At 73.7% G+C, this 19,367-nt stretch carries 18 protein-coding genes and 1 riboswitch; of the genes, 16 read left to right on the top strand and 2 right to left on the bottom strand.

The genetic code is table 11. The features are described from left to right. Nucleotides 1–52: 52 nt before the first annotated feature. On the top strand, nt 53–310 hold the full coding sequence (locus tag LX15_RS25955) for a hypothetical protein (protein ID WP_253672298.1): 258 nt from the start codon (nt 53–55) through the stop codon (nt 308–310). Further along, a complete protein-coding gene (locus LX15_RS25950; protein ID WP_253672296.1) occupies nt 307–1,977 on the top strand; it encodes a PfaD family polyunsaturated fatty acid/polyketide biosynthesis protein in 1,671 nt (556 codons plus the stop codon). The genes LX15_RS25955 and LX15_RS25950 overlap by 4 nt, the downstream gene beginning before the upstream one ends. A gap of 44 nt (nt 1,978–2,021) precedes the next feature. Here LX15_RS25950 and LX15_RS33275 read toward each other — a convergent pair whose 3' ends face one another. After that, nucleotides 2,022–2,477 (bottom strand): MFS transporter, encoded by a 456-nt coding sequence (locus tag LX15_RS33275; protein ID WP_253672294.1) that lies wholly within the window; start codon nt 2,475–2,477, stop codon nt 2,022–2,024. Nucleotides 2,478–2,578: 101 nt separating this feature from the next. Here LX15_RS33275 and LX15_RS33270 point away from each other — a divergent pair, with 101 nt between their 5' ends. The 6 genes from LX15_RS33270 (at nt 2,579) to LX15_RS25915 (ending at nt 7,912) form a co-directional block, all read left to right on the top strand. Continuing rightward, nucleotides 2,579–3,094: a DUF6230 family protein gene (locus tag LX15_RS33270; RefSeq protein ID WP_253672292.1), complete on the top strand. Its 516-nt coding sequence runs from the start codon at nt 2,579–2,581 to the stop codon at nt 3,092–3,094. A 71-nt stretch (nt 3,095–3,165) separates the two neighbouring features. Continuing rightward, nucleotides 3,166–3,579, top strand: coding sequence for a DUF6114 domain-containing protein (locus tag LX15_RS25935; protein ID WP_253672290.1), 414 nt, complete (start codon nt 3,166–3,168; stop codon nt 3,577–3,579). Beyond that, on the top strand, nt 3,576–4,142 hold the full coding sequence (locus tag LX15_RS25930; RefSeq protein ID WP_253672288.1) for a hypothetical protein: 567 nt from the start codon (nt 3,576–3,578) through the stop codon (nt 4,140–4,142). Before LX15_RS25935 ends, LX15_RS25930 begins: the two co-directional genes overlap by 4 nt. Nucleotides 4,143–4,242: 100 nt before the next feature. Then, complete coding sequence (locus LX15_RS25925) at nt 4,243–4,914, top strand: TetR/AcrR family transcriptional regulator (protein ID WP_253672286.1); 672 nt, start codon at nt 4,243–4,245, stop codon at nt 4,912–4,914. Nucleotides 4,915–5,020: 106 nt separating this feature from the next. Beyond that, nucleotides 5,021–5,953, top strand: coding sequence for a hydroxymethylglutaryl-CoA lyase (locus tag LX15_RS25920; RefSeq protein ID WP_253672284.1), 933 nt, complete (start codon nt 5,021–5,023; stop codon nt 5,951–5,953). A 1,785-nt stretch (nt 5,954–7,738) separates the two neighbouring features. Then, on the top strand, nt 7,739–7,912 hold the full coding sequence (locus LX15_RS25915) for a hypothetical protein (RefSeq protein WP_253672282.1): 174 nt from the start codon (nt 7,739–7,741) through the stop codon (nt 7,910–7,912). A gap of 143 nt (nt 7,913–8,055) precedes the next feature. Here the strand turns inward: LX15_RS25915 and eat are convergent, their stop codons facing one another. Then, nucleotides 8,056–9,504: an ethanolamine permease gene (gene eat / locus LX15_RS25910; protein WP_253672280.1), complete on the bottom strand. Its 1,449-nt coding sequence runs from the start codon at nt 9,502–9,504 to the stop codon at nt 8,056–8,058. A gap of 402 nt (nt 9,505–9,906) precedes the next feature. Between eat and LX15_RS25905 the strand changes: the two genes are divergently transcribed. From LX15_RS25905 to LX15_RS25870, 8 genes are all read left to right on the top strand, one after another. After that, a complete protein-coding gene (locus tag LX15_RS25905; protein WP_253672355.1) occupies nt 9,907–11,226 on the top strand; it encodes a glutamine synthetase family protein in 1,320 nt (439 codons plus the stop codon). Between the two features lie 16 nt (nt 11,227–11,242). Then, on the top strand, nt 11,243–12,037 hold the full coding sequence (locus LX15_RS25900; RefSeq protein WP_253672278.1) for a gamma-glutamyl-gamma-aminobutyrate hydrolase family protein: 795 nt from the start codon (nt 11,243–11,245) through the stop codon (nt 12,035–12,037). After that, complete coding sequence (locus LX15_RS25895) at nt 12,034–13,398, top strand: aldehyde dehydrogenase family protein (protein WP_308213519.1); 1,365 nt, start codon at nt 12,034–12,036, stop codon at nt 13,396–13,398. Before LX15_RS25900 ends, LX15_RS25895 begins: the two co-directional genes overlap by 4 nt. A gap of 3 nt (nt 13,399–13,401) precedes the next feature. After that, nucleotides 13,402–14,166, top strand: coding sequence for a 3-oxoacyl-ACP reductase (locus LX15_RS25890; protein ID WP_253672276.1), 765 nt, complete (start codon nt 13,402–13,404; stop codon nt 14,164–14,166). Between the two features lie 385 nt (nt 14,167–14,551). Beyond that, nucleotides 14,552–14,648, top strand: a riboswitch (glycine riboswitch). A gap of 155 nt (nt 14,649–14,803) precedes the next feature. Next, complete coding sequence (gcvT, locus tag LX15_RS25885; RefSeq protein ID WP_253672274.1) at nt 14,804–15,931, top strand: glycine cleavage system aminomethyltransferase GcvT; 1,128 nt, start codon at nt 14,804–14,806, stop codon at nt 15,929–15,931. 141 nt (nt 15,932–16,072) lie between these two features. Next, a complete protein-coding gene (gene gcvH / locus LX15_RS25880; RefSeq protein ID WP_253672271.1) occupies nt 16,073–16,453 on the top strand; it encodes a glycine cleavage system protein GcvH in 381 nt (126 codons plus the stop codon). A 15-nt stretch (nt 16,454–16,468) separates the two neighbouring features. Beyond that, nucleotides 16,469–17,737, top strand: a complete 1,269-nt coding sequence (glyA, locus tag LX15_RS25875) for a serine hydroxymethyltransferase (protein ID WP_301305266.1) — start codon at nt 16,469–16,471, stop codon at nt 17,735–17,737. A 254-nt stretch (nt 17,738–17,991) separates the two neighbouring features. Continuing rightward, nucleotides 17,992–18,741 (top strand): FadR/GntR family transcriptional regulator, encoded by a 750-nt coding sequence (locus LX15_RS25870; protein WP_253672348.1) that lies wholly within the window; start codon nt 17,992–17,994, stop codon nt 18,739–18,741. Nucleotides 18,742–19,367: the final 626 nt, after the last annotated feature.

Here is a 19,367-nt window from a genome sequence, read left to right as displayed (position 1 = left end):
GGCCGGCGCCCACCGCCGATCGATCCGATGTCCTTCGTGCGTGAGGTGCTTGATGGCCGTTCCCGAGCCCGGGATCCCGACGAACGCGTTCGCCCGCTCCGGCGACGACCCCCGCGACGGCGGGTGGGCGGAGCCGGGGGACCAGGTGGACTGGACCGAGATGTCACGGCAGCTCCAGGCACTGCACCACCAGATGCTGCGTGCGCACGCCGCCACGCTCGACGCGCACGACGCGATCCAGGAGCGGCTGATGGCCGGCCTGGACCCGGTCGAGCGGGGTCCGCGGGGTCGGGCCGGGGAGCGCCGGTGACGAGTTCGTCCCCCTCCGCGCTCACCCCGGGCGCGGTGCCGCCGCAACGCGGTGTGCACCACGACATCGAGAGCATCCGGCAGATCATCGCCGCCACGGACGCGGCGTGCTTCATCGTCCGCACCGAGCGGGGGCTCGGCGCGTGCGCCGCGCTGCCGTCGGAGAGCCCGGTGGACGTGCTGGCCTACTGCCCGCCCACGCCGACGGAGCGGCTGGGGTCGGCGGAGTTCCCGCGCCGGCACGGGGTTCGCCAGCCGTACATGGCGGGCTCGATGGCCGGGGGCGTGTCCTCGGTGGCGCTGGTGCTGGCGTTGGCCAGGGCCGGCTTCCTCGGCTCGTACGGCGCGGCCGGCGTTGATCTGTCCACTGTGGACGAAGCAGTGACGAGGCTGCGCCACGAGCTGCCGGGCGGGTCGTTCGCGGTCGACCTGCCCGACGACGACCACCGCCCCGACCACGTCGAAGCCCTGGTCGACCTGTTCCTGCGCCGGGGGGTGCGCTGCGTGGAGGCGTCCGCGTTCCACCAGCCCACCCCCGCGCTCGTGCGGTACCGCGTGGCCGGGCTGCGGCGGGACCGCCAGGGGCGCGTGGTCGCGGAGAACCGGGTGGTGGCCAAGGTCCGCGACCTGGAGGCCGTCGAACGGTTCCTCGCCCCCGCGCCCGCCCCGCTGGTCGGGGCGCTGGTCGCCCGCGGGCGGCTCTCGGCGGATCAGGCGGAGCTGGCGGGCCGGGTGCCGATGGCCGACGACGTCACCGTGGAGTCCCACGGCCTCGGCGGCGACGGGGACTGCGCCTGGGCGGTCCTGGTGCCGGCCGCGCTGGCGCTGCGGACCCGCGCCCAGTCCCGGTTCGGGTACGCCGAGCCGGTCGGGGTGGGCGTGGCGGGCGGCCTCGGCACGCCCTCGGCCGTCGCGGCGGCCTTCCACCTGGGCGCGGACTACGTGGTGACCGGGTCGGTCAACCAGTCCTGTGTGGAGGCCGGCACGTCCGAGGCCGTCCGCCGGCTGCTCGCCTCGGCCGGGACCGCGAGCTGCGAGCTGGCGCCGTGCGCGCAGGGCTTCGAGGACGGCGCCCTGGTCCCGGTCCTGCGGGACGGGACGCGGTTCGCGGCCACGGCGCGCCGGCTGCGCGAGCTGTTCCTCGCCCACGACGCCCTGCACGAGATCGGGCCGGCCGACCGCCGGTGGCTGGAGACCCACGTCCTCGGCCTCGGCCTGGACCAGGCGTGGCAGCGGGCGCGGGACCACCACCGCCGGCACGACCCGGCCGCGTTGGAGCGGGCCGAGCGGGACCCGAAGCGGGCGATGGCGCTGCTGTTCCGCTGGCACCTGGCCCGCACCTCCCGCTGGGCCGTCGACGGCGACCCCACGCGGCAGCGGGACTACCAGGTCCGGTGCGGGCCGGCGATGGGGGCGTTCAACGACTGGGTGCGCGGCACCGCGCTCGACCCGCCGGCCCACCGGCGGGTCGCCGAGGTGGCGCGGCACCTCATGCGGGGCGCGGCGTTCCACGCGCGGGTCGCGCAGCTCCGGTTGGCCGGCCTGCGGCTGCCCGAGGTCTGCGCGACCTACCGGCTCGCTCCGGCTCCCCGCGCCGACGACCGGCCGACCACGGCCGCGCGCAACGGCAGACCGTACGGAGGAGCGCATGGCCTCGCCGACGAGTGAGCGGAGCGAGACCGCCCCCGTCGGCGCTGACGGCACGGACGGCGTCAGGGCCGGCGACGCTGGAGTCGGCGAGGCCAGGCCCGGTGACGCCAGGCCCACGGCCGACCGCTCGGCCGTCGCCGCGGTGGCGGGGCGGACGAGCTGGCTCCGGTTCGCCCTCTGGCTCGCGGTGGGCGTGGCCGCGCCCCGGCCAGGGCCGCGAGCAGGCCCACGGAGTGGCCGGTGGCCGCCTGGGCCAGCGGCATCAACGCCACCGCGACCGCGCCCCACAGGTCCGACACCACACTCGCCCGCCGCCAGCCGAGGCGGTCGACCACCGGGCCGGCCAGCGCCGACGCCAGGCCCAGCCCGGCGGTCTCGGCGGCGGCCACCACGGCGGCGCTGCCCGCGCTGCCCGTGGCGCGCAGCACGAACAACGGGACGGCCACCAACGTCATGGAGGTGCCGACGATCGAGATCGCGTTGGCCGTCAGCACCGCGAGCAGAGGAAGGCGTCTCACTCCCCGTCCTCCCGCGAGGGGCGCGGGAACGACTGGAGCTGCACGACCACCGGGCGGTCACCCGCCCTCCACTCCCTGCGGTACCGCTCGCGGCGGCCCTGGTGCTCGGCACGGCGAGCGCGGCGCTGCCGGTCGCGCTCGCCCTGTCCGGCTCGGAGTTCCGGGTCTCGGCGAGCCGGCTGGAGGGGGCCGGTTTCGTGCGGTTCGCCAGGGGTGAGGAGGCGGGGGAGGGCGCCGGGCCGCCCGTGGCGATCTCCGGCATCGGCTCGGCCTGCCTGCGCGACCTGTGCCAGTCGGTGGTCACCGACACCCCGGTCGGGCCGGTCACGGTCCGCGCGCTGGCCGGCTCCGAGGCACCGGCCACCGCCTCGGACCTGGTCATCGACCTGGCCCAGATGGCGGGCGACGTCACCTTCACCCGGTTCCGGCTCGCCAGGGACCCGGCGGCCGAGGGCCAGCCGGCGGGCATGGCGGGCCGACCGGAGGACCACGGGCAGCGCGCCGACACGATCGTGATCGAGAACCTGAGGCAGATCGCGCTGGCCACGACCGCCGGCGTCATTCGCCTGCCGGGCCTGCGGATCTCGGTGGACCGTGGGCGGCACGAGTGTTCCTGACCCCACCCCCTCGATCATCCACAATGGACTTTCCAGTGAATTCCACAGTGAATTCCACAGTGGACTCCGCGGTGGACTCCGCAGGAGACTCCCCACCGGCGGGGACCCGGCCGCCGTCCCCGAGGGTGCGGTTCCGCCGGTGGCGGCCTACCCGCCTGTTCTGGGCGGGGCTGGTTGCCCTCCTCGCCGCGGCCGAGATCCTCACGTTCCCCGTCGCCGGCTGGCGGTGGCTGCTGGTGCAGGGCCTTGGCGGGGTGGGCGTGTGGGGGATGGGCCTGGCGCTCGGCGCGACCGGGCTACTGCTATGGGCGTGCCCGGCGCGCCGGCGCGCCCTCGGGCCGCTGACCCTGGCGCTGGCGTTCGGCTCCTACCTGGTCGCCAACCTCGGCGGGTTCCTGGTGGGGATGGCGTTGGCCCTGGTGAGCGGCGCGCTCGCCCTGGCGTGGCGGACCACGTCCCCGCCGCCCCTGGGAGAGTGGGCATGAGCTGGCGACCCCGACGGGCCGCGACCGTCGCGGCCGCCGTCGGGCCTGTGGCGCCGTCCCCGTTCCGCGCGGGGGCGGGACCGCCCGACGCCGTCGGTCCTCGGAACCCGACGTCGCGGACCACCGTCGGGTCCTGCGCCGTCGACCGCCTGCCGGACGCTCCGCCCTCGGCTGGCGCGCCGGCGCGGGAGGCCGCCGAGATCCTGGTCCGCTGCCTGCGCGCCCACACGACCGACCCGTGGCCCGAGCGGCCCGTCCACACCAGGCTCCGCGCGCGGACGATGACGATCACCGGCCTGGCTGCCGAGCCCGCGCTCGGGGCGTCGGGCGAGGGTGACCGCCCTCCGGCCCCGCGGCTCAGGGCCGACTCTCTGGAACTGGTCGACGGCGAGCTGGTCGTGCGCACGGCGGGGAGCCCCGTCGTCTGGCGGTTCTTCCGACCGGGGCTGGCCGGACCGGTCACCGTGGAGGCGACCCGGGTGCGCGGCCGGGTCCTCGGCCTGCTTCCCGTGACCGTGACCCCGGGGTCCGGCCCGATCCCCCGCTGCCGTTCCTCGTCATGACGGAGTCCGAAGTGGACGATCCAGCGCTCGGTGCGCCAGCGGCGGACGTGGCGGGACGGGCGATCACCGGCGGCTGACGGGGAGGCGAGAGGTGCGGGACATGCGAGGAACCGACGAGTCGCCGGCGCCCGACGGGCGCAGGGACCGGTGGCGCGAGCACCGACGCGCCCGGCGCGAGGCCCTGGTCGACACCGCCCTGGCGGTCATCGACCGGCTCGGCCCCGACTGGGGCATGGGGGACATGGCCCGCGCCGCCGGCGTCAGCAAACCCGTGCTGTACCGGTACTTCCGCGACCGGACCGACCTCGACGACGCGGTGTGCGCCCGGGGCGTCGACCTGCTGCGCCGCCGGCTGCCGCCCCCCGACGACCCCGCCGAGCCGGCGTCCCGGTGGCTGGTCCGCCTCACCGACGCCTACCTCGCCGTGCTGGACGAGCACCGCCAGCTCTACCGCTGCCTCGCCCACGCCGAGTCCTGCCGCGCCCCCTCCGGCGACGGGAACGGGCCGACGACGGTCCTCGCGGTCGTGCGGGACCTCGTCCACCGCCACATGACCGCACGCGGCGCGACCGGACCCGTCGACCTGTGGAGCCAGGCCGTGGCCGGACTGGTCGTGTCGGCGGGGGAGTGGTGGCTGGCGCACGAGGGCACGGGCAGGGAGTGGGCGGCGCGCCAGGTCGGCTTTCTCGCCGCGCCCGCGCTGGCGGCGGTCGAGGAGCCCGGCGAGGGCGGCGGCCACCCGGGGCCGACGGCCGGCCACACGGCGGTGTGACCGACGTCAACCCGGCCGAGCGCCCGCCCCGTACTGGACGACACTGGTTAGTGGGCGTTAACTTCGCGGAGCCGTGGTGAGGGGCGGGGACGAGGAGGTCGGGCGGATGCGGACACCACAGCGGGTCGGGCGCGCGGGGCTGCCCGAGCGGGTGACCATCTGGGAGGTCGGCGCCAGGGACGGGCTCCAGAACGAGAGCGCGACGGTGCCGCTGGAGGTCAAGCTGGAGTTCCTGGACCGGCTGGCCGGGGCGGGCCTGCGGGTGGTGGAGGCGACCAGCTTCGTGCACCCCCGGTGGGTGCCGCAGCTCGCCGACGCCGACGAGCTGCTGGCCCGGCTGACGCCCCGGGAGGGCGTGCGGTACCCGGTGCTGGTGCCCAACCAGCGGGGGCTGGACCGGGCGCTGGCCGCGGGGGTGCGGCACATCGCGATCTTCGCCTCGGCCACGGAGACCTTCGCCCTGCGCAACCTCAACCGCTCGCTGGACGAGCAGTTCGCCATGTTCGAGCCGGTGGTCGCCAGGGCGCGCGCCGAGGGCATGGCGGTGCGCGGGTATGTCTCGATGTGCTTCGGCGACCCGTGGGAGGGCGAGGTGGCCGTGGACCAGGTGGTCTCGGTCGGCCGCCGCCTGCTGGACATGGGCTGCGACCAGTTGTCGCTGGGCGACACCATCGGTGTCGGCACCCCGGGGCACGTGCGGGCGCTGCTGGGCGCGTTCACCGCCTCCGGCGTCGACGTCTCGGCGTTGGCCGTGCACTTCCACGACACCTACGGCCAGGCGCTGGCCAACACCCTCGCCGCCCTGGAGTCTGGTGTGTCCACTGTGGACTCGTCAGCGGGCGGGCTCGGGGGCTGCCCCTACGCCAGGTCCGCCACCGGCAACCTCGCCACCGAGGACCTGGTGTGGATGCTCGACGGGCTCGGGATCGAGCACGGCGTCGACCTGGAGGCGCTGGTCGCCACGAGCCTGTGGATGGCGGAGCGCCTCGGCCGGCCCAGCCCGTCCCGGGTGGTGCGGGCGCTGGCCTCCGCCGACTAGCGTGAGTGTCAACCCCTGAGCGGCTGGGTGAGACCCTGATTGATCATGAGTAAAGCCCTGGGTCGATCATTCGTCCTGCGACAGATGGAAGATCGAGACAAGGGCTTCAGTCGATCAGTGCGCACCATGCCGGTGACGCCAGCGTGTTCGGGGAGCTGTCGGCGTCGCGCCAGGAGTTCCACCGCTGTCTGCCCCAGCGGGCGGACGCGGTGTTCGAGCGGGCTGACGCGATGTTGGGCGCGGACGGTGTGGTCGGTGGCGGAGCTGTCGCTGACCGGTGAGCATCGACGCGGGCATGGCAGCGGCTGTGCCGCGCTGGCCCGGGGGCGTGTCGACATGACGGCCGCGTACAGCGCTGACCGGGGCGCCGCCACGTGCCGCAGGCGGGCGGGCCGGCGGGGATCAACCGTTGCACGGCATCACGGATCTGCCTGGCGGTCACGCTCGGGGCGTCGTCGTCGGGCGCGAGCCGGACCGCGTCCAGCGGCGCGGTCCACGAAGGACACCCGGTTTCCAGGGCCACGACCACGACTACGAAAGCAGGGGCAGCCGGGGACCATCATGTGCTGGTGCTTGCCCCGACCGTGGGTGTGGCACAGGATCCGATGTGCGGCCGGTGTGTGCCTCCGGGCGAAGCCAGCAGGTCACGTCCACCGCGAGCACCAGCACTGGCGACCGGGGGTCCGGAGATCCCACTGGTCGCGGGCTACGACGCCCCCCGACTGGCCCACGTGCTGGCCGGTCTCCCGACCGCGGTGCTGGCGCGGATACGCCCGGACCGGGTCCCGCCTCGCCCGGCCCCCGCGCACGTGCCTGGCACGAGGGGCAGACCCCGCCGCCAGGGCGGCGAGTTCGTCTTCGGCGACCCGAACACCGGGGGGCGAACCCAACATCGTCACCGAGACCACCACTCGGCTCTCGGGGGCCGGCGCTGATCCGAGCCTGGGACGGGCCGCGCCCACGCCTGACCCACCGCGTCGCCGGGACAGGCCACGACGCCGAGCCTGCCCCACCTGGGAAGGCGCCGTGATGGGCCACGGGTCGAGCGTCTGACCTCCACAGCGATCGGCGAACCCCGTCTGGCTTTGGCGCTCCCGCACCAACCTCACCCAGGCCGGGGTCAATCTGGCGTGGCGGACGTTCCCGCGCCGGTTCGATATCGAGCACACCTTCCGCGTACTCACACAGCCCCTTGGCTGGACCACCCCGACGCTCCGGGACCCGGAGGCGGCCGACCGCTGGAGCTGGCTGCTGCTCACCGCCGACACCCAGTTCCGCCTTGTCCGCGACCTCGCCACCGATCTGCGCCGCCCCCGGGGGAGAAACCCCGGCCGGCGCCCACGGCTCACCCCGGCCCGGGTCCGATGGGGATTTCGGAACCCGCGTCCACAACTGGCCTGTCCCGGTGTGCCGAAACCCTCACGACCCGGCCCAGGACGCCCCGCAGGGCGGCTCAACCGCCAGCCCGCTCCACGCCACGACGTCCACACCGTCACCAGCACAAACAAGCCGGAATCCACACGCGGCAAGCAGACCAGGTCAAGCAACCCACGACCCCGCCGAACAGGTCAAAACTCAAGCTAGTTCGCCGCGTCCGGACCGGCCGACCAGCCAGGTGACTGGACCGGTCGACTGGGCCGGCCGCCGCCTCCCGTGCCGCTTCCGCCGGGCTGCGGCGTCCCGGTGTCGCCGGGATCTCACCGGAGAACCACGCGGAGCGCGTCATGCGGGGAGGTGGGGCGCGTCTGGAGAGTGGAGAACAGCCCCACCCCTGAGGAGAACGCCGTGCAGAACGGAGCCCCCCACCCGCAGCCGGCCTGGGACCGCGCCAAGTCCCGGGTCGAACTGGTGTTACACCTCGACGATGTCCTCGACCAGGCCGACGGCGTGCCGTTCGGACTGGCGGACCGGGTGCTCGCCACCCTGATCGACCGCTGGGACGACCCGGCCTGGCGGTGATCCTCCTGTCGGCGCGGGGCATCACGTCGGCCGGCGCGACCCGCGCCAGATCACCACTCGGCGCTGGGGTTCGAGGACGGGCATTCGTCAGAGGCATTCGTGAGAGGCATTCGTGAGGAGGCGTCCTCGGGGAGCGCGCGCGGTCAGGTCAGCTCCCGCTCGGCGCGGGCCAGGGCCGCGAACTCCTCCTCGGGCGCGTCGGCCACCAGACGCCGTCGGCTGTGCAGGACGAAGTACAGCAACGCCACGACGACGATCCCGGCCGTTACCGCCGCCGCGGTCGGGTCGACCAGGAACGTAGCCACCACCGCCGCGACCGCCAGCGCCAACGCCACGCCCGTCGTGACCACCCCGCCCGGAGTGCGGTACGGACGGGGCAGGTCCGGTTCCCGGAACCGGAGCACGATGTGCGACACCATCATCAGCACGTAGGACAGCGTGGCGCCGAAGACCGCGACATTGATCAGCAGCTCCCCGTCGCCGGTCGTCGCCGCGAGCAGGAACCCGAGGGTGCCGGGCACCAGCAACGCCGTGTACGGCGTCCCGCGTCGTCCGGTGAGCGACAGCCACCGGGGCAGGTACCCCGCGCGGGACAGGGCGAACAACTGCCGCGAGTACGCGTAGATGATCGAGAAGAAGCTCGCGACCAGACCGGCCAGGCCCACGTAGTTGACGAACCGCGACAACGCGGTCTCGCCCCCGAACACCACGACCAGCGCGTGCGGCAACGGGTTGTCCGACCGCGCGATTGCCGACGAGCCCGCTCCTCCCGGCGCGACCACGAGGATCACCGCGGCCAGCGCCAGCAGCACCAGCATCGCGCCGATGATCCCCCTGGGCATGTCCCGGCGCGGGTCGCGTGCCTCCTCCGCCGCCAGCGGAACCCCCTCCACGGCCAGGAAGAACCAGATCCCGTAGACCAGCGCGGCGAGCACCCCGGGGACGCCGAACGGGAGGAACGCGCTCGCGCCCGGCGCGTCCGTCGGCGCGATGTCGAACAACCTGGCGGTGTCGAACCGGGTGACCATGCCCGCCGCGAACGCCAGCAGGGCGACGACCGCCACGGCGGTGATCGCGAACATCAGGCGCAGCGCCTCGCCGACCCCGCGCAGGTGGATGCCCACGAAGACCGCGTAGCAGACCAGGTGCACCGGCCAGGAGTTGGTGAGGCCGAACAGGCCGAGCGCCTCCACGTAGCCGCTGATGAACACCGCGATCGCGGCGGGGGCGATGGCGTACTCGACGAGGATCGCGACGCCGGTGGCGAACCCGCCCAGCGGGCCGAGCGCCCGCCGCGCGAAACCGTAGCCCGCGCCGGCCACCGGCAGCGCCGCGGCGAGTTCGGCCAGGCCGAGCACCATGCAGGTGTACATCGTGGCCATCAGGGCGGTGGCCACGAGCAGGCCGCCCCACCCGCCGTGGGCCAACCCGAAGTTCCAGCCGGCGAAGTCCCCGGACACCACCGAGGAGACGCCGAGTCCCGCCAGCAGCACCCACCCGGCCGCGCCCCGGCGTAACCGCCTGCGCTCCAGGTAGGTCGCGTCCACCCGCTCGTAGTCGACGCCGCGCGGGTGTCCACCGCCGCTGCCCATGCGCCCCTCCGTCCGTCGGGGCCGGTTCCGGCCGCCCGGCCCGGGTTCCCCCGGCCCTCGGCCCCGCGGGCACGGGCCGGCCTCGCGGTGCTTCCGCGCTTTCCGCGCTCTCAGTCGGATGGGCGATGAGGGTCGTGCTCTCGCCGGCCGCTGTCAAGGGGGACGGGCGGAGCTTCCCCCGTCCGTTCCATGGTGGCCGTCCCGGGTATTGACACCGCACGCCACGGCTGCTTGCATCCGGCGGCACCAAAGGTCTGGTCGAGATCCATTGACGCCCGGCGCGCGGGCCGCGTCGACGCGGGTGGCCGGACCGGCCGAGGACCGGCGGGGCGGTCGGCGACAGGCGGGAGGCGCGGCGTGGGGCGGACCGAGGGCGTGCTCGACGTCGGACGACTGCGGGAGATGGCCGAGGACGGCCGCGTCGACACGGTGCTGCTGGCCATGACCGACATGCAGGGTCGGTTGCAGGGCAAGCGGTTGTCCGCGCGGTACTTCCTGGAGGAGGTCCTGGCCCACGGCTCGGAGGCGTGCGACTACCTGCTCGCGGTGGACGTCGACATGACCACCGTCGACGGGTACGCGATGTCCTCGTGGGAGCGCGGCTACGGCGACTTCGTGCTGCGCCCGGACCTCGCCACGCTGCGCGTGCTGCCGTGGCACGACGCGACCGCGTTGGTGTTGGCCGACCTGGCGTGGACCGACGGCGCCCCGGTCGCTGCCTCGCCGAGACAGGTGCTGCGCCGCCAGCTCGACCGGCTGGCCGCACGCGGCTGGACCGCCCTCGTCGGCACCGAGCTGGAGTTCATCGTCTTCCGGGACAGCTACGAGGACGCCTGGCGGCGGAGCTACCACGACCTGACGCCGGCCAACCAGTACAACGTGGACTACTCGCTGCTCGGCACCAGCCGCGTCGAGCCGTTGTTGCGCCGCGTCCGCAACTGCATGGCCGGCGCGGGCATGTACGTCGAGTCGGCCAAGGGCGAGTGCAACCTCGGGCAGCACGAGATCGCCTTCCGCTACACCGACGCGTTGACCACCTGCGACAACCACGTCGTCTACAAGACGGGCGCGAAGGAGATCGCGGCGCAGGAGGGCATGAGCCTGACATTCATGGCCAAGTACGACGAGCGCGAGGGCAACTCCTGCCACATCCACCTGAGCCTGCGCGGCGCCGACGACGAGCCCGTGCTGGCTGGGGACCGGCCGCACGGCTTCTCACCCGTGATGGAGCGGTTCGTGGCCGGGCTGCTGGCCTGTCTGCCCGAGCTGACCCTGCTGTTCGCGCCGAACGTCAACTCCTACAAGCGTTTCGTCCCCGGCAGTTTCGCGCCCACCGCCGTCGCCTGGGGGCGGGACAACCGCACCTGCGCGCTGCGGGTCGTCGGGCACGGGCCGTCGCTGCGGGTGGAGAACCGGGTGCCCGGCGGCGACGTCAACCCCTACCTCGCGGTGGCCGCGATGATCGCCGCCGGCCTGCACGGGATCGAGCGGGACATGGAGCTTCCACCGCCCTGCGACGGGAACGCCTACGACGGCGACGCGCCCCGCGTGCCCACCACGCTGGCGGAGGCCGCGCGCCTGTTCGGCGACAGCGAGGTCGCGCGGGCGGCCCTCGGCGACGACGTGGTGGAGCACTACCTCCACGCCGCGCGGGTCGAGATCGACGCCTTCGCCGCCGCCGTCACCGACTGGGAGCGCCGCCGTGGCTTCGAACGCCTGTGACGGGGACGGGACACCGGTGAGCCGGCCGCTGATCGGCGTCAGCACGTACTCGGAGGTGGCGGGGTGGGGCGTGTGGAGGCGCCCCGCCGACCTGCTTCCCCGCTCCTACAGCGACATCGTGCTGCGGGCGGGAGGCGTGCCCGTCCTGTTGCCACCGTTGGAGACCGGCGCGGCCGAGGTCGTGCGGGCGCTCGACGGGCTGGTGCTGGCCGGCGGCGCGGACGTCGATCCGGCGACCTACCGGGCGAAGCCCCATCCCCGCACCACGGAGACCCGACCCGAGCGTGACTCCTGGGAACTGGGGCTGCTCCGGCACGCCCTCGACCGGGACCTGCCCGTGCTCGGGGTCTGCCGGGGAATGCAACTCCTCAACGTCGGGTACGGCGGGACGCTCCGCCAACACCTGCCCGACGACGTCGGCCACGCCGGTCACCGGCCCGCGCCCGCCCTCTTCGGCAGCACGACCGTGCGCGTCGACCCCGGCAGCGGCCTGGCCCGCTGGATCGGTCCCCGGTGCGCGGTCTCCTGCTACCACCACCAGGCCGTGGCCGAGCTGGGCGCCGGGCTGGCGGCGGTGGCGTGGGCCGAGGACGGCACGGTCGAGGCGGTCGAGGACGCGCGCCGGGCGTTCGTGGTCGGGGTGCAGTGGCATCCGGAGCAGGACGCCGAAACCCTCCCCGACCAGGACCAGGACCAGGACCAGGACCGGGGCGGGGCGGTGGGGGAGGGGCCGGCGAGCGCGGCCCTGCGCCTGTTCGCCGCGCTGGTCGAGGTCGCGAGGACCCGCGCGGACACGAGGGAGAACCGGTGACGCGGACCCAGGACGTGATCAACCCGGCGACCGGCGAGGTGGTCGCCGCGGTGCCCATGGCCTCCGTCGAGGAGACCGACGCGGCGGTCGCCACGGCGGTCGCGGCGTTCCCCGCGTGGCGCGCGGTCGCGCCGGGCGACCGGGCCCGGCTGCTGCGCCGGTTCGCCGACCTGGTCGACGAGCACCGCGAGGAGCTGGCCGCCCTGGAGGTGCGCGACGCCGGGCACACGATCCGCAACGCCCGCTGGGAGGCTGGCAACGTGCGCGACGTGCTGCACTACTACGCCGCCGCCCCGGAACGGCTGTTCGGCCGGCAGATCCCCGTGCCGGGCGGGCTGGACGTGACCTTCGCGGAGCCGCTCGGCGTCGTCGGGGTGATCGTGCCGTGGAACTTCCCGATGACCATCGCGACGTGGGGCTTCGCGCCGGCCCTCGCCGCCGGCAACACCGTCGTGCTCAAGCCCGCCGAGCTGACGCCGTTGACCGCGATCCGGCTCGGCGAGCTGGCCACGGCCGCCGGCATCCCCGAGGGGGTGTTCCAGGTGCTGCCCGGGCGGGGCGCCGAGGTCGGCGGCCGGCTGGTGGAGCACCCCGACGTCCGCAAGATCTGCTTCACCGGGTCGTCCCGCGTGGGCCGGTCGATCATGGCTTCCGCCGCGCGGCGGGTGAAGCGGCTGACGCTGGAACTGGGCGGCAAGAGCGCCAACATCGTCTTCGCCGACGCCGACCTGGAGCGCGCGGCGGCCACCGCGCCGTACGCGGTGTTCGACAACGCCGGGCAGGACTGCTGCGCCCGGTCCAGGATCCTCGTCCAGCGCGAGGTGTACGACCGCTTCCTCGACCTGCTGGAGCCGGCGGTCGCGGCGGTCCGCGTGGAGGACCCGACGCGGGAGACCTCCGAGATGGGACCGCTCATCTCCGCCGAGCGGCTGGAGACGGTTGCGTCCTATGTGGACGAAAGCGAGGTGGCGTTCCGGGGAGGCTGCCCCGACGGCCCCGGGTTCTGGTACCCGCCGACGGTCCTGCTCGCCGCGACCGGCGCCGAGCGGAGCTGGCGCGAGGAGATCTTCGGCCCCGTGGTGTCCGTCATGCCGTTCACCGACGAGGCCGACGCCGTCCGCCTCGCCAACGACACCGAGTACGGGCTGTCCGGCTCGATCTGGACCAGGGACGTGGGCCGCGCCCTGCGCGTCTCCCGGGCCGTGGAGGCGGGGAACCTCTCGGTCAACTCGCACTCCTCGGTCCGGTACTGGACGCCCTTCGGCGGGGTCAAGCAGTCCGGCCTCGGCCGGGAGCTGGGCCCGGACGCGCTCACCGCGTTCACCGAGACCAAGAACGTGTTCATCGCGACGGAGGAGTGAAGAGTGCAGCGTCTCCATGGCCGTGTCGCCGTCGTCACCGGCGCCGGCAGCGGGATCGGGCTGGCCAGCGCGCGGCGGCTGGCCGCCGAGGGCGCGCGCGTGGTGTGCGCCGACATTGACGAGGCGACGGGCAAGGCGGCGGCGGCCGAGGTCGACGGCCTGTTCGTGCGGGTGGACGTCACCGACGAGTCCGAGGTCGAGGCGCTGTTCCGGACCGCGAACGACGAGTGCGGCTCGGTCGACATCGCCTTCAACAACGCCGGGATCTCCCCGCCGGAGGACGACTCGATCCTGGTCACCGGGCTGGACGCCTGGCGGCGGGTGCAGGAGGTCAACCTCACCTCGGTCTACCTGTGCTGCAAGCACGCGATCCCGCACATGCTCCGGCAGGGGAGGGGGTCGATCATCAACACCGCCTCGTTCGTGGCGGTGATGGGCGCGGCGACCTCGCAGATCTCCTACACCGCCTCCAAGGGCGGGGTGCTGGCGATGAGCAGGGAGCTGGGCGTGCAGTTCGCCCGTGAGGGCATCCGGGTCAACGCGCTGTGCCCCGGCCCGGTGAGCACCCCGCTGCTCCAGGAGCTGTTCGCCAAGGACCCGGAGCGGGCCGCCCGCCGCCTGGTGCACGTGCCGATGGGCCGGTTCGCCCGACCCGAGGAGATCGCCGGAGCCGTGGCCTTCCTGGCCAGCGACGACGCCTCCTTCGTCACCGCGTCCACCTTCCTTGTCGACGGCGGCATCTCCGGCGCGTACGTCACCCCGCTGTGAATGGCCGTCGCGCGACGGACGTCGGTGTTCTCCGGGGTTTTCGCGCGCCAGCGGGGAAATCCCTCCCGGACGCGTCGAAATGGGTGGGGGTGCTTGGGGCTCCCCGGCCGTGACCGCCGTCGATCGCGTCAGAAATGAGAAGCCTGCCCGGGTGACGGCGAACGAAGACGAAAGGCGAGGGCCTGAAGGTGGTGTTCGTCGAACGAAGACGGAAAGCGAGGTCCCGGGGCCAGGGCCGTTGATCGTATACGGAAGGCGAAGAAGCAGGGCTGCGGACCGTTGATTGTATACGACGCGCGACCACCGATCCCGAGTTCACCCGTTGGGGTAGGCGGTTCGACCGGCCTTGCGTATGCTGCGGGCCACAACCGAACACAGCGCCGTTCGAGCCCGGGCGGGAGAGACCTCCGGCGACGACCGGGGGCGCCGAAGGAGCAACCACTCCCTGGAAACTCTCAGGCACCACCAACCGTTCGGGCGAGGCGAACTCTGGAAAGCAGGACCGCGGGCGCGCCCGCGTCCTCACCCACGGTGCAAACCCGTCCCCGGGACGCGGCGAAGCTCTCAGGTCCATGACAGAGCGGGGAGGCCGACCCAGGCATGCCGGTGGAGCGCCGGCACGAGCGAGGGAGCCTCCATGTCGCACCAGGACACGTCGCACCAGGACCGGTCCCGGCCCACCCCGCTGCACGCGGTGCACGTCGCGCTCGGCGCGTCGATGACCGACTTCGCCGGGTGGACCATGCCGCTGCGCTACACCAGCGAGCTGGCCGAGCACCACGCGGTCCGCAACGCCGCCGGCCTGTTCGACCTGTCCCACATGGGCGAGATCGTCCTCACCGGCCCCGGGTCCGCCGCCGCGCTGGACCACGCGCTGGTCGGCAACATCGGCAAGCTCGCCGTGCACCGCGCCCGCTACACGATGATCTGTGACACCGACGGCGGCGTCCTCGACGACCTCATCGTCTACCGCACCGGCCAACAGGAGTACCTCGTCGTCGCCAACGCCGCGAACACCGCGGTGGTCCTGGCCGCCCTGACCGAGCGGGTCGCCGGGTTCGACACCGAGCTGCGCGACGCCACCGAGGACCAGGCGCTGCTCGCGGTGCAGGGACCGCGCGCGGTGGACCTGCTCACCCCGCTCACCGACGCCGACCTCGGCGCGCTCAAGTACTACGCCTCGGTCCCGACGACCGTCTCCGGCCACCCCGTGCTGCTCGCCCGCACCGGCTACACCGGCGAGGACGGGTTCGAGCTGTTCTGCGCCCCCGACGACGCCGAGCCCCTGTGGAACGCGCTGCGCGCCGCCGGCGGCCCGCAGGTCCCGCTGCCGGCCGGCCTGGCCTGCCGCGACAGCCTCCGGCTGGAGGCCGGCATGCCCTTGTACGGCAACGAGCTGACCCGCGAGCGCACCCCCTTCGAAGCCGGGCTCGGCCGCGTGGTCAAGTTCGACAAGGGCGACTTCGTCGGGCGCGACGCGCTGCTGGCCCGCGCCGAGGCCGGCCCGCGCGAGACCCTCGTCGGCCTCGTGGGCAGGGGCCGCCGCGCCCCGCGCGCCGGCTACCCCGTCGTCGACCCCGCCACCGGCGCGCCCCTCGGCGTCGTGACCAGCGGCGCGCCCTCGCCCACCCTGGGCAAGCCGGTCGCCATGGCCTACGTCCCCGTCGACCGGGCCGAACCCGGCACCGAGCTGGCCGTCGACGTCCGCGGCCGGCAGGAGCCGGTCGACGTGGTCCCGCTGCCCTTCTACCGCCGCGAGTCCTGACCCCTTCCCGGCTCCGCTCCTTCCCTTCTCCCGCTCCTTCTCTTCTCCCGCCGCCACCGCCCCAGCGCGTGCCGGCGCGCCCCGTCGCGCCCGCGGCGGACACCCCGACTCTCCCCGACTCTCCACAGTGGAGGACCTGACATGAGCGTTCCCGAGAACCTGCGCTACAGCGAGGAGCACGAGTGGTGCACCGCCGTCGAGGACGGCGTGACCACGATCGGCGTCACCGCCCACGCCGCCACCTCGCTCGGCGACGTCGTGTTCGTCCAGCTCCCCGAGGTCGGCGACCAGGTGACCGCCGGCCAGACCTGCGGCGAGATCGAGTCCACCAAGTCCGTCAGCGACCTGTACGCTCCGGCCACCGGCGAGGTCGTCGAGGTCAACACCGCCGTGGTCGACGACCCCGGCCTGGTCAACAGCGACCCCTACGGCGCGGGCTGGCTGTTCCGCGTGCGGGTGGACGCCCTGCCCGAGCTGCTCGACGCCGCGGGTTACCGTGCCCTCGTCGGCGCTGACGACTGACACGAGGAGCTACGCATGGACCTGATGCACGCCCCGCTCGCCGAGCTCGACCCCGAGGTCGCGGCGGCGGTGGGCGCCGAGCTGCGTCGCCAGCAGACCACGCTGGAGATGATCGCGTCGGAGAACTTCGCCCCGGTGGCGGTGCTCGAAGCGCAGGGCTCGGTGCTGACCAACAAGTACGCCGAGGGCTACCCGGGTCGGCGCTACTACGGGGGTTGCGAGCACGTCGACGTCGTCGAGCGCCTGGCCATCGAGCGGATCAAGTCGCTGTTCGGCGCCGGCTTCGCCAACGTGCAGCCGCACTCCGGCGCCCAGGCCAACGCCGCCGCCATGTTCGCCCTGCTGGAGCCGGGCGACACCATCCTGGGCCTCGACCTGGCCCACGGCGGCCACCTCACCCACGGCATGCGGATCAACTTCTCCGGCAAGCTCTACAACGTGGTCGCCTACCACGTGTCGGAGGAGAACTACCAGGTCGACATGGCCGAGGTGGAGCGCCTGGCCAAGGAGCACCAGCCGAAGCTGATCGTGGCGGGCTGGTCCGCCTACCCGCGCCAGCTCGACTTCGCCGAGTTCCGCCGGATCGCCGACGAGGTCGGCGCCCACCTCATGGTGGACATGGCGCACTTCGCCGGCCTGGTCGCCGCCGGCCTGCACCCCAACCCGGTGCCGCACGCGCACGTGGTCACCACGACCACGCACAAGACGCTGGGCGGCCCGCGCGGCGGCGTGATCATGACCAACGACGCCGCGCTCGCCAAGAAGATCAACTCCGCGGTGTTCCCCGGCCAGCAGGGCGGCCCGTTGGAGCACGTCATCGCGGCCAAGGCCGTGGCGTTCAAGGTCGCGGCCAGCCCCGAGTTCGCCGACCGCCAGCGGCGCACCCTGGAGGGCGCGCGCGTCCTGGCCGAACGGCTCGGCCAGGACGACTGCGCCGCCGCCGGCGTGCGGGTCCTCACCGGCGGCACCGACGTGCACCTGGTGCTGGTCGACCTGCGCGACTCCGAGCTGGACGGCAAGCAGGCCGAGGACCTGCTGCACTCGATCGGCATCACCGTCAACCGCAACGCGGTGCCGTTCGACCCCCGGCCGCCGATGGTCACCTCCGGCCTGCGCATCGGCACCCCGGCGCTGGCCACCAGGGGCTTCACCGCCGAGGACTTCGCCGAGGTCGCGGACGTGATCGCCCGCGCCCTCCAGCCGCGGCCCGACCTCGACGCGCTGCGCGACCGGGTGTCGGCGCTCGCGGCCAAGCACCCGCTCTACCCGGACCTGGGCGCCTGACGTCCCGACCGGTGGCCCCCGGCGCCGCGACACCCACCCGGTGTCGCGGCGCCGAGCCGTCTTCGCGGGGCGATCGCCCCGCGCCAGAACCGACGGCCGCGCCAGCGGCGACCACCTACCCTGTCCTCGGCCAGACGACTGCCCGTGAGGAGAACGCGGTGCGGAAGCGGGACGGCTCTCCGGCCACGGCGCCCGCCGTCGGTGCTGCTGGCTCTCCGACCAGGGCGAACGGTCACACCGGTGGCGGCAGCGGTGTGGTCGTCAGCGCGGACCACGCCGTGTTCCGACCCCTGCGGACCGGCAACGCCTTCGAGGAGACCGTCGAACGCCTGTTGCAGGCCGTCCGCCTCGGCGTGGTCGGGCCGGGGGAGCGGCTGCCGGCCGAGCGGGAGCTGGCCACCCGGCTCGGCGTCAGCCGGGTGACGCTGCGCGAGGCCATCCAGGCGTTGCACCAGGCCGGGTACGTGGAGTCCCGGCGCGGCCGGTACGGCGGCACCTTCGTGGTCGACCGGCCGCCGCGCGCCTCGCGCAGGGGACTGCGGGGGCTGGCCCACCGGCTCGGCGCCGCCGGGCTGGAGGACGTGTTCACCCTGCGGCACGTCCTGGAGACCGGCGCGGCCGAGGCGGCCGCGCGGCGCGACCTCTCGCCGGCCGAGCGCGAGCACCTGAGGTGCCGGCTCGCCGAGGCGGCCGGCTCCGACCTCGCCGCCTTCCGGCGCAGGGACTCCCGGCTCCACCTCGCGATCGCCGAGATCACCGGCGCGCCCTCCCTGGTCTCGGCCGTGGCCGACGTGCGGACCCGGATCAACGAGCTGCTGGACGCGATCCCGTTGCTGGAGCGGAACATCGAGCACTCGGGGGAGCAGCACGAGCGGATCGTGGCCGCGATCCTCGCCGGCGACGCGGGCGCGGCGCGCTCGGCGATGGCCGAGCACCTCGCCGGCACCGCCTCGCTGCTGCGCGGCTTCCTCAGTCCGCCACTGTCGGGGGAAACGTCCCGTTGACCAGGCGATTTGACCTTCCGGGGGACGCTGCGTAAATTCTTCCGGGCCAGCGCGGAACGGACCCCGAATCGGGGGCCGGAGTGCTGGGGCCGCGAACCAAGCTCCCACCGGGTGGTGGTAGAGTGGGCGGCCGCCGGTTCGGATCCCAGATCTCCTCCTTGTGGGGCGGATGTGCGTGGGCTCTCCGGATCTGGTGAACACCAAAGACTACTCACGAACATGCTGGTCGGGTGCGGCGCTGCCCGGTCCCTCTCGGAATGAGGGTGGATTTGACAGTCCGCGGAACGGCCGGATAGCGTGGGAAACACCAAAACCGAAAACGGGCCGATGAGGAACTCCTTTCGAGGGTTCTTCTGCTCGGTTGGGTCCGCTGTGGCCGCGAACGCGTGGTGCGGGTGGATTTGACGGGGCGAAGTTGGTCCGGCTAGGGTTGGTGGGCGTTACAAGCGAAGTGAGACAGCGCCCCGGATCGGGACATGCGGTTGTGTGTCTGGTGAGGGTGTGCGTGTGTTCTTTGAGAACTCAACAGCGTGCCGAATGTATGCCAGTGATGGATACCCCCGATGATGGGGTTCCTTTGAGATGCAACAACACTGCGCGCCGGCACTGGCGTTGACTGGCCCTTG

It is taken from the genome of Streptoalloteichus tenebrarius (genome assembly GCF_024171885.1).
Taxonomy (GTDB): domain Bacteria; phylum Actinomycetota; class Actinomycetes; order Mycobacteriales; family Pseudonocardiaceae; genus Streptoalloteichus; species Streptoalloteichus tenebrarius.
Note: the sequence above shows the minus strand (reverse complement) of the source record. Positions and strands in the feature narration are given on the sequence as shown.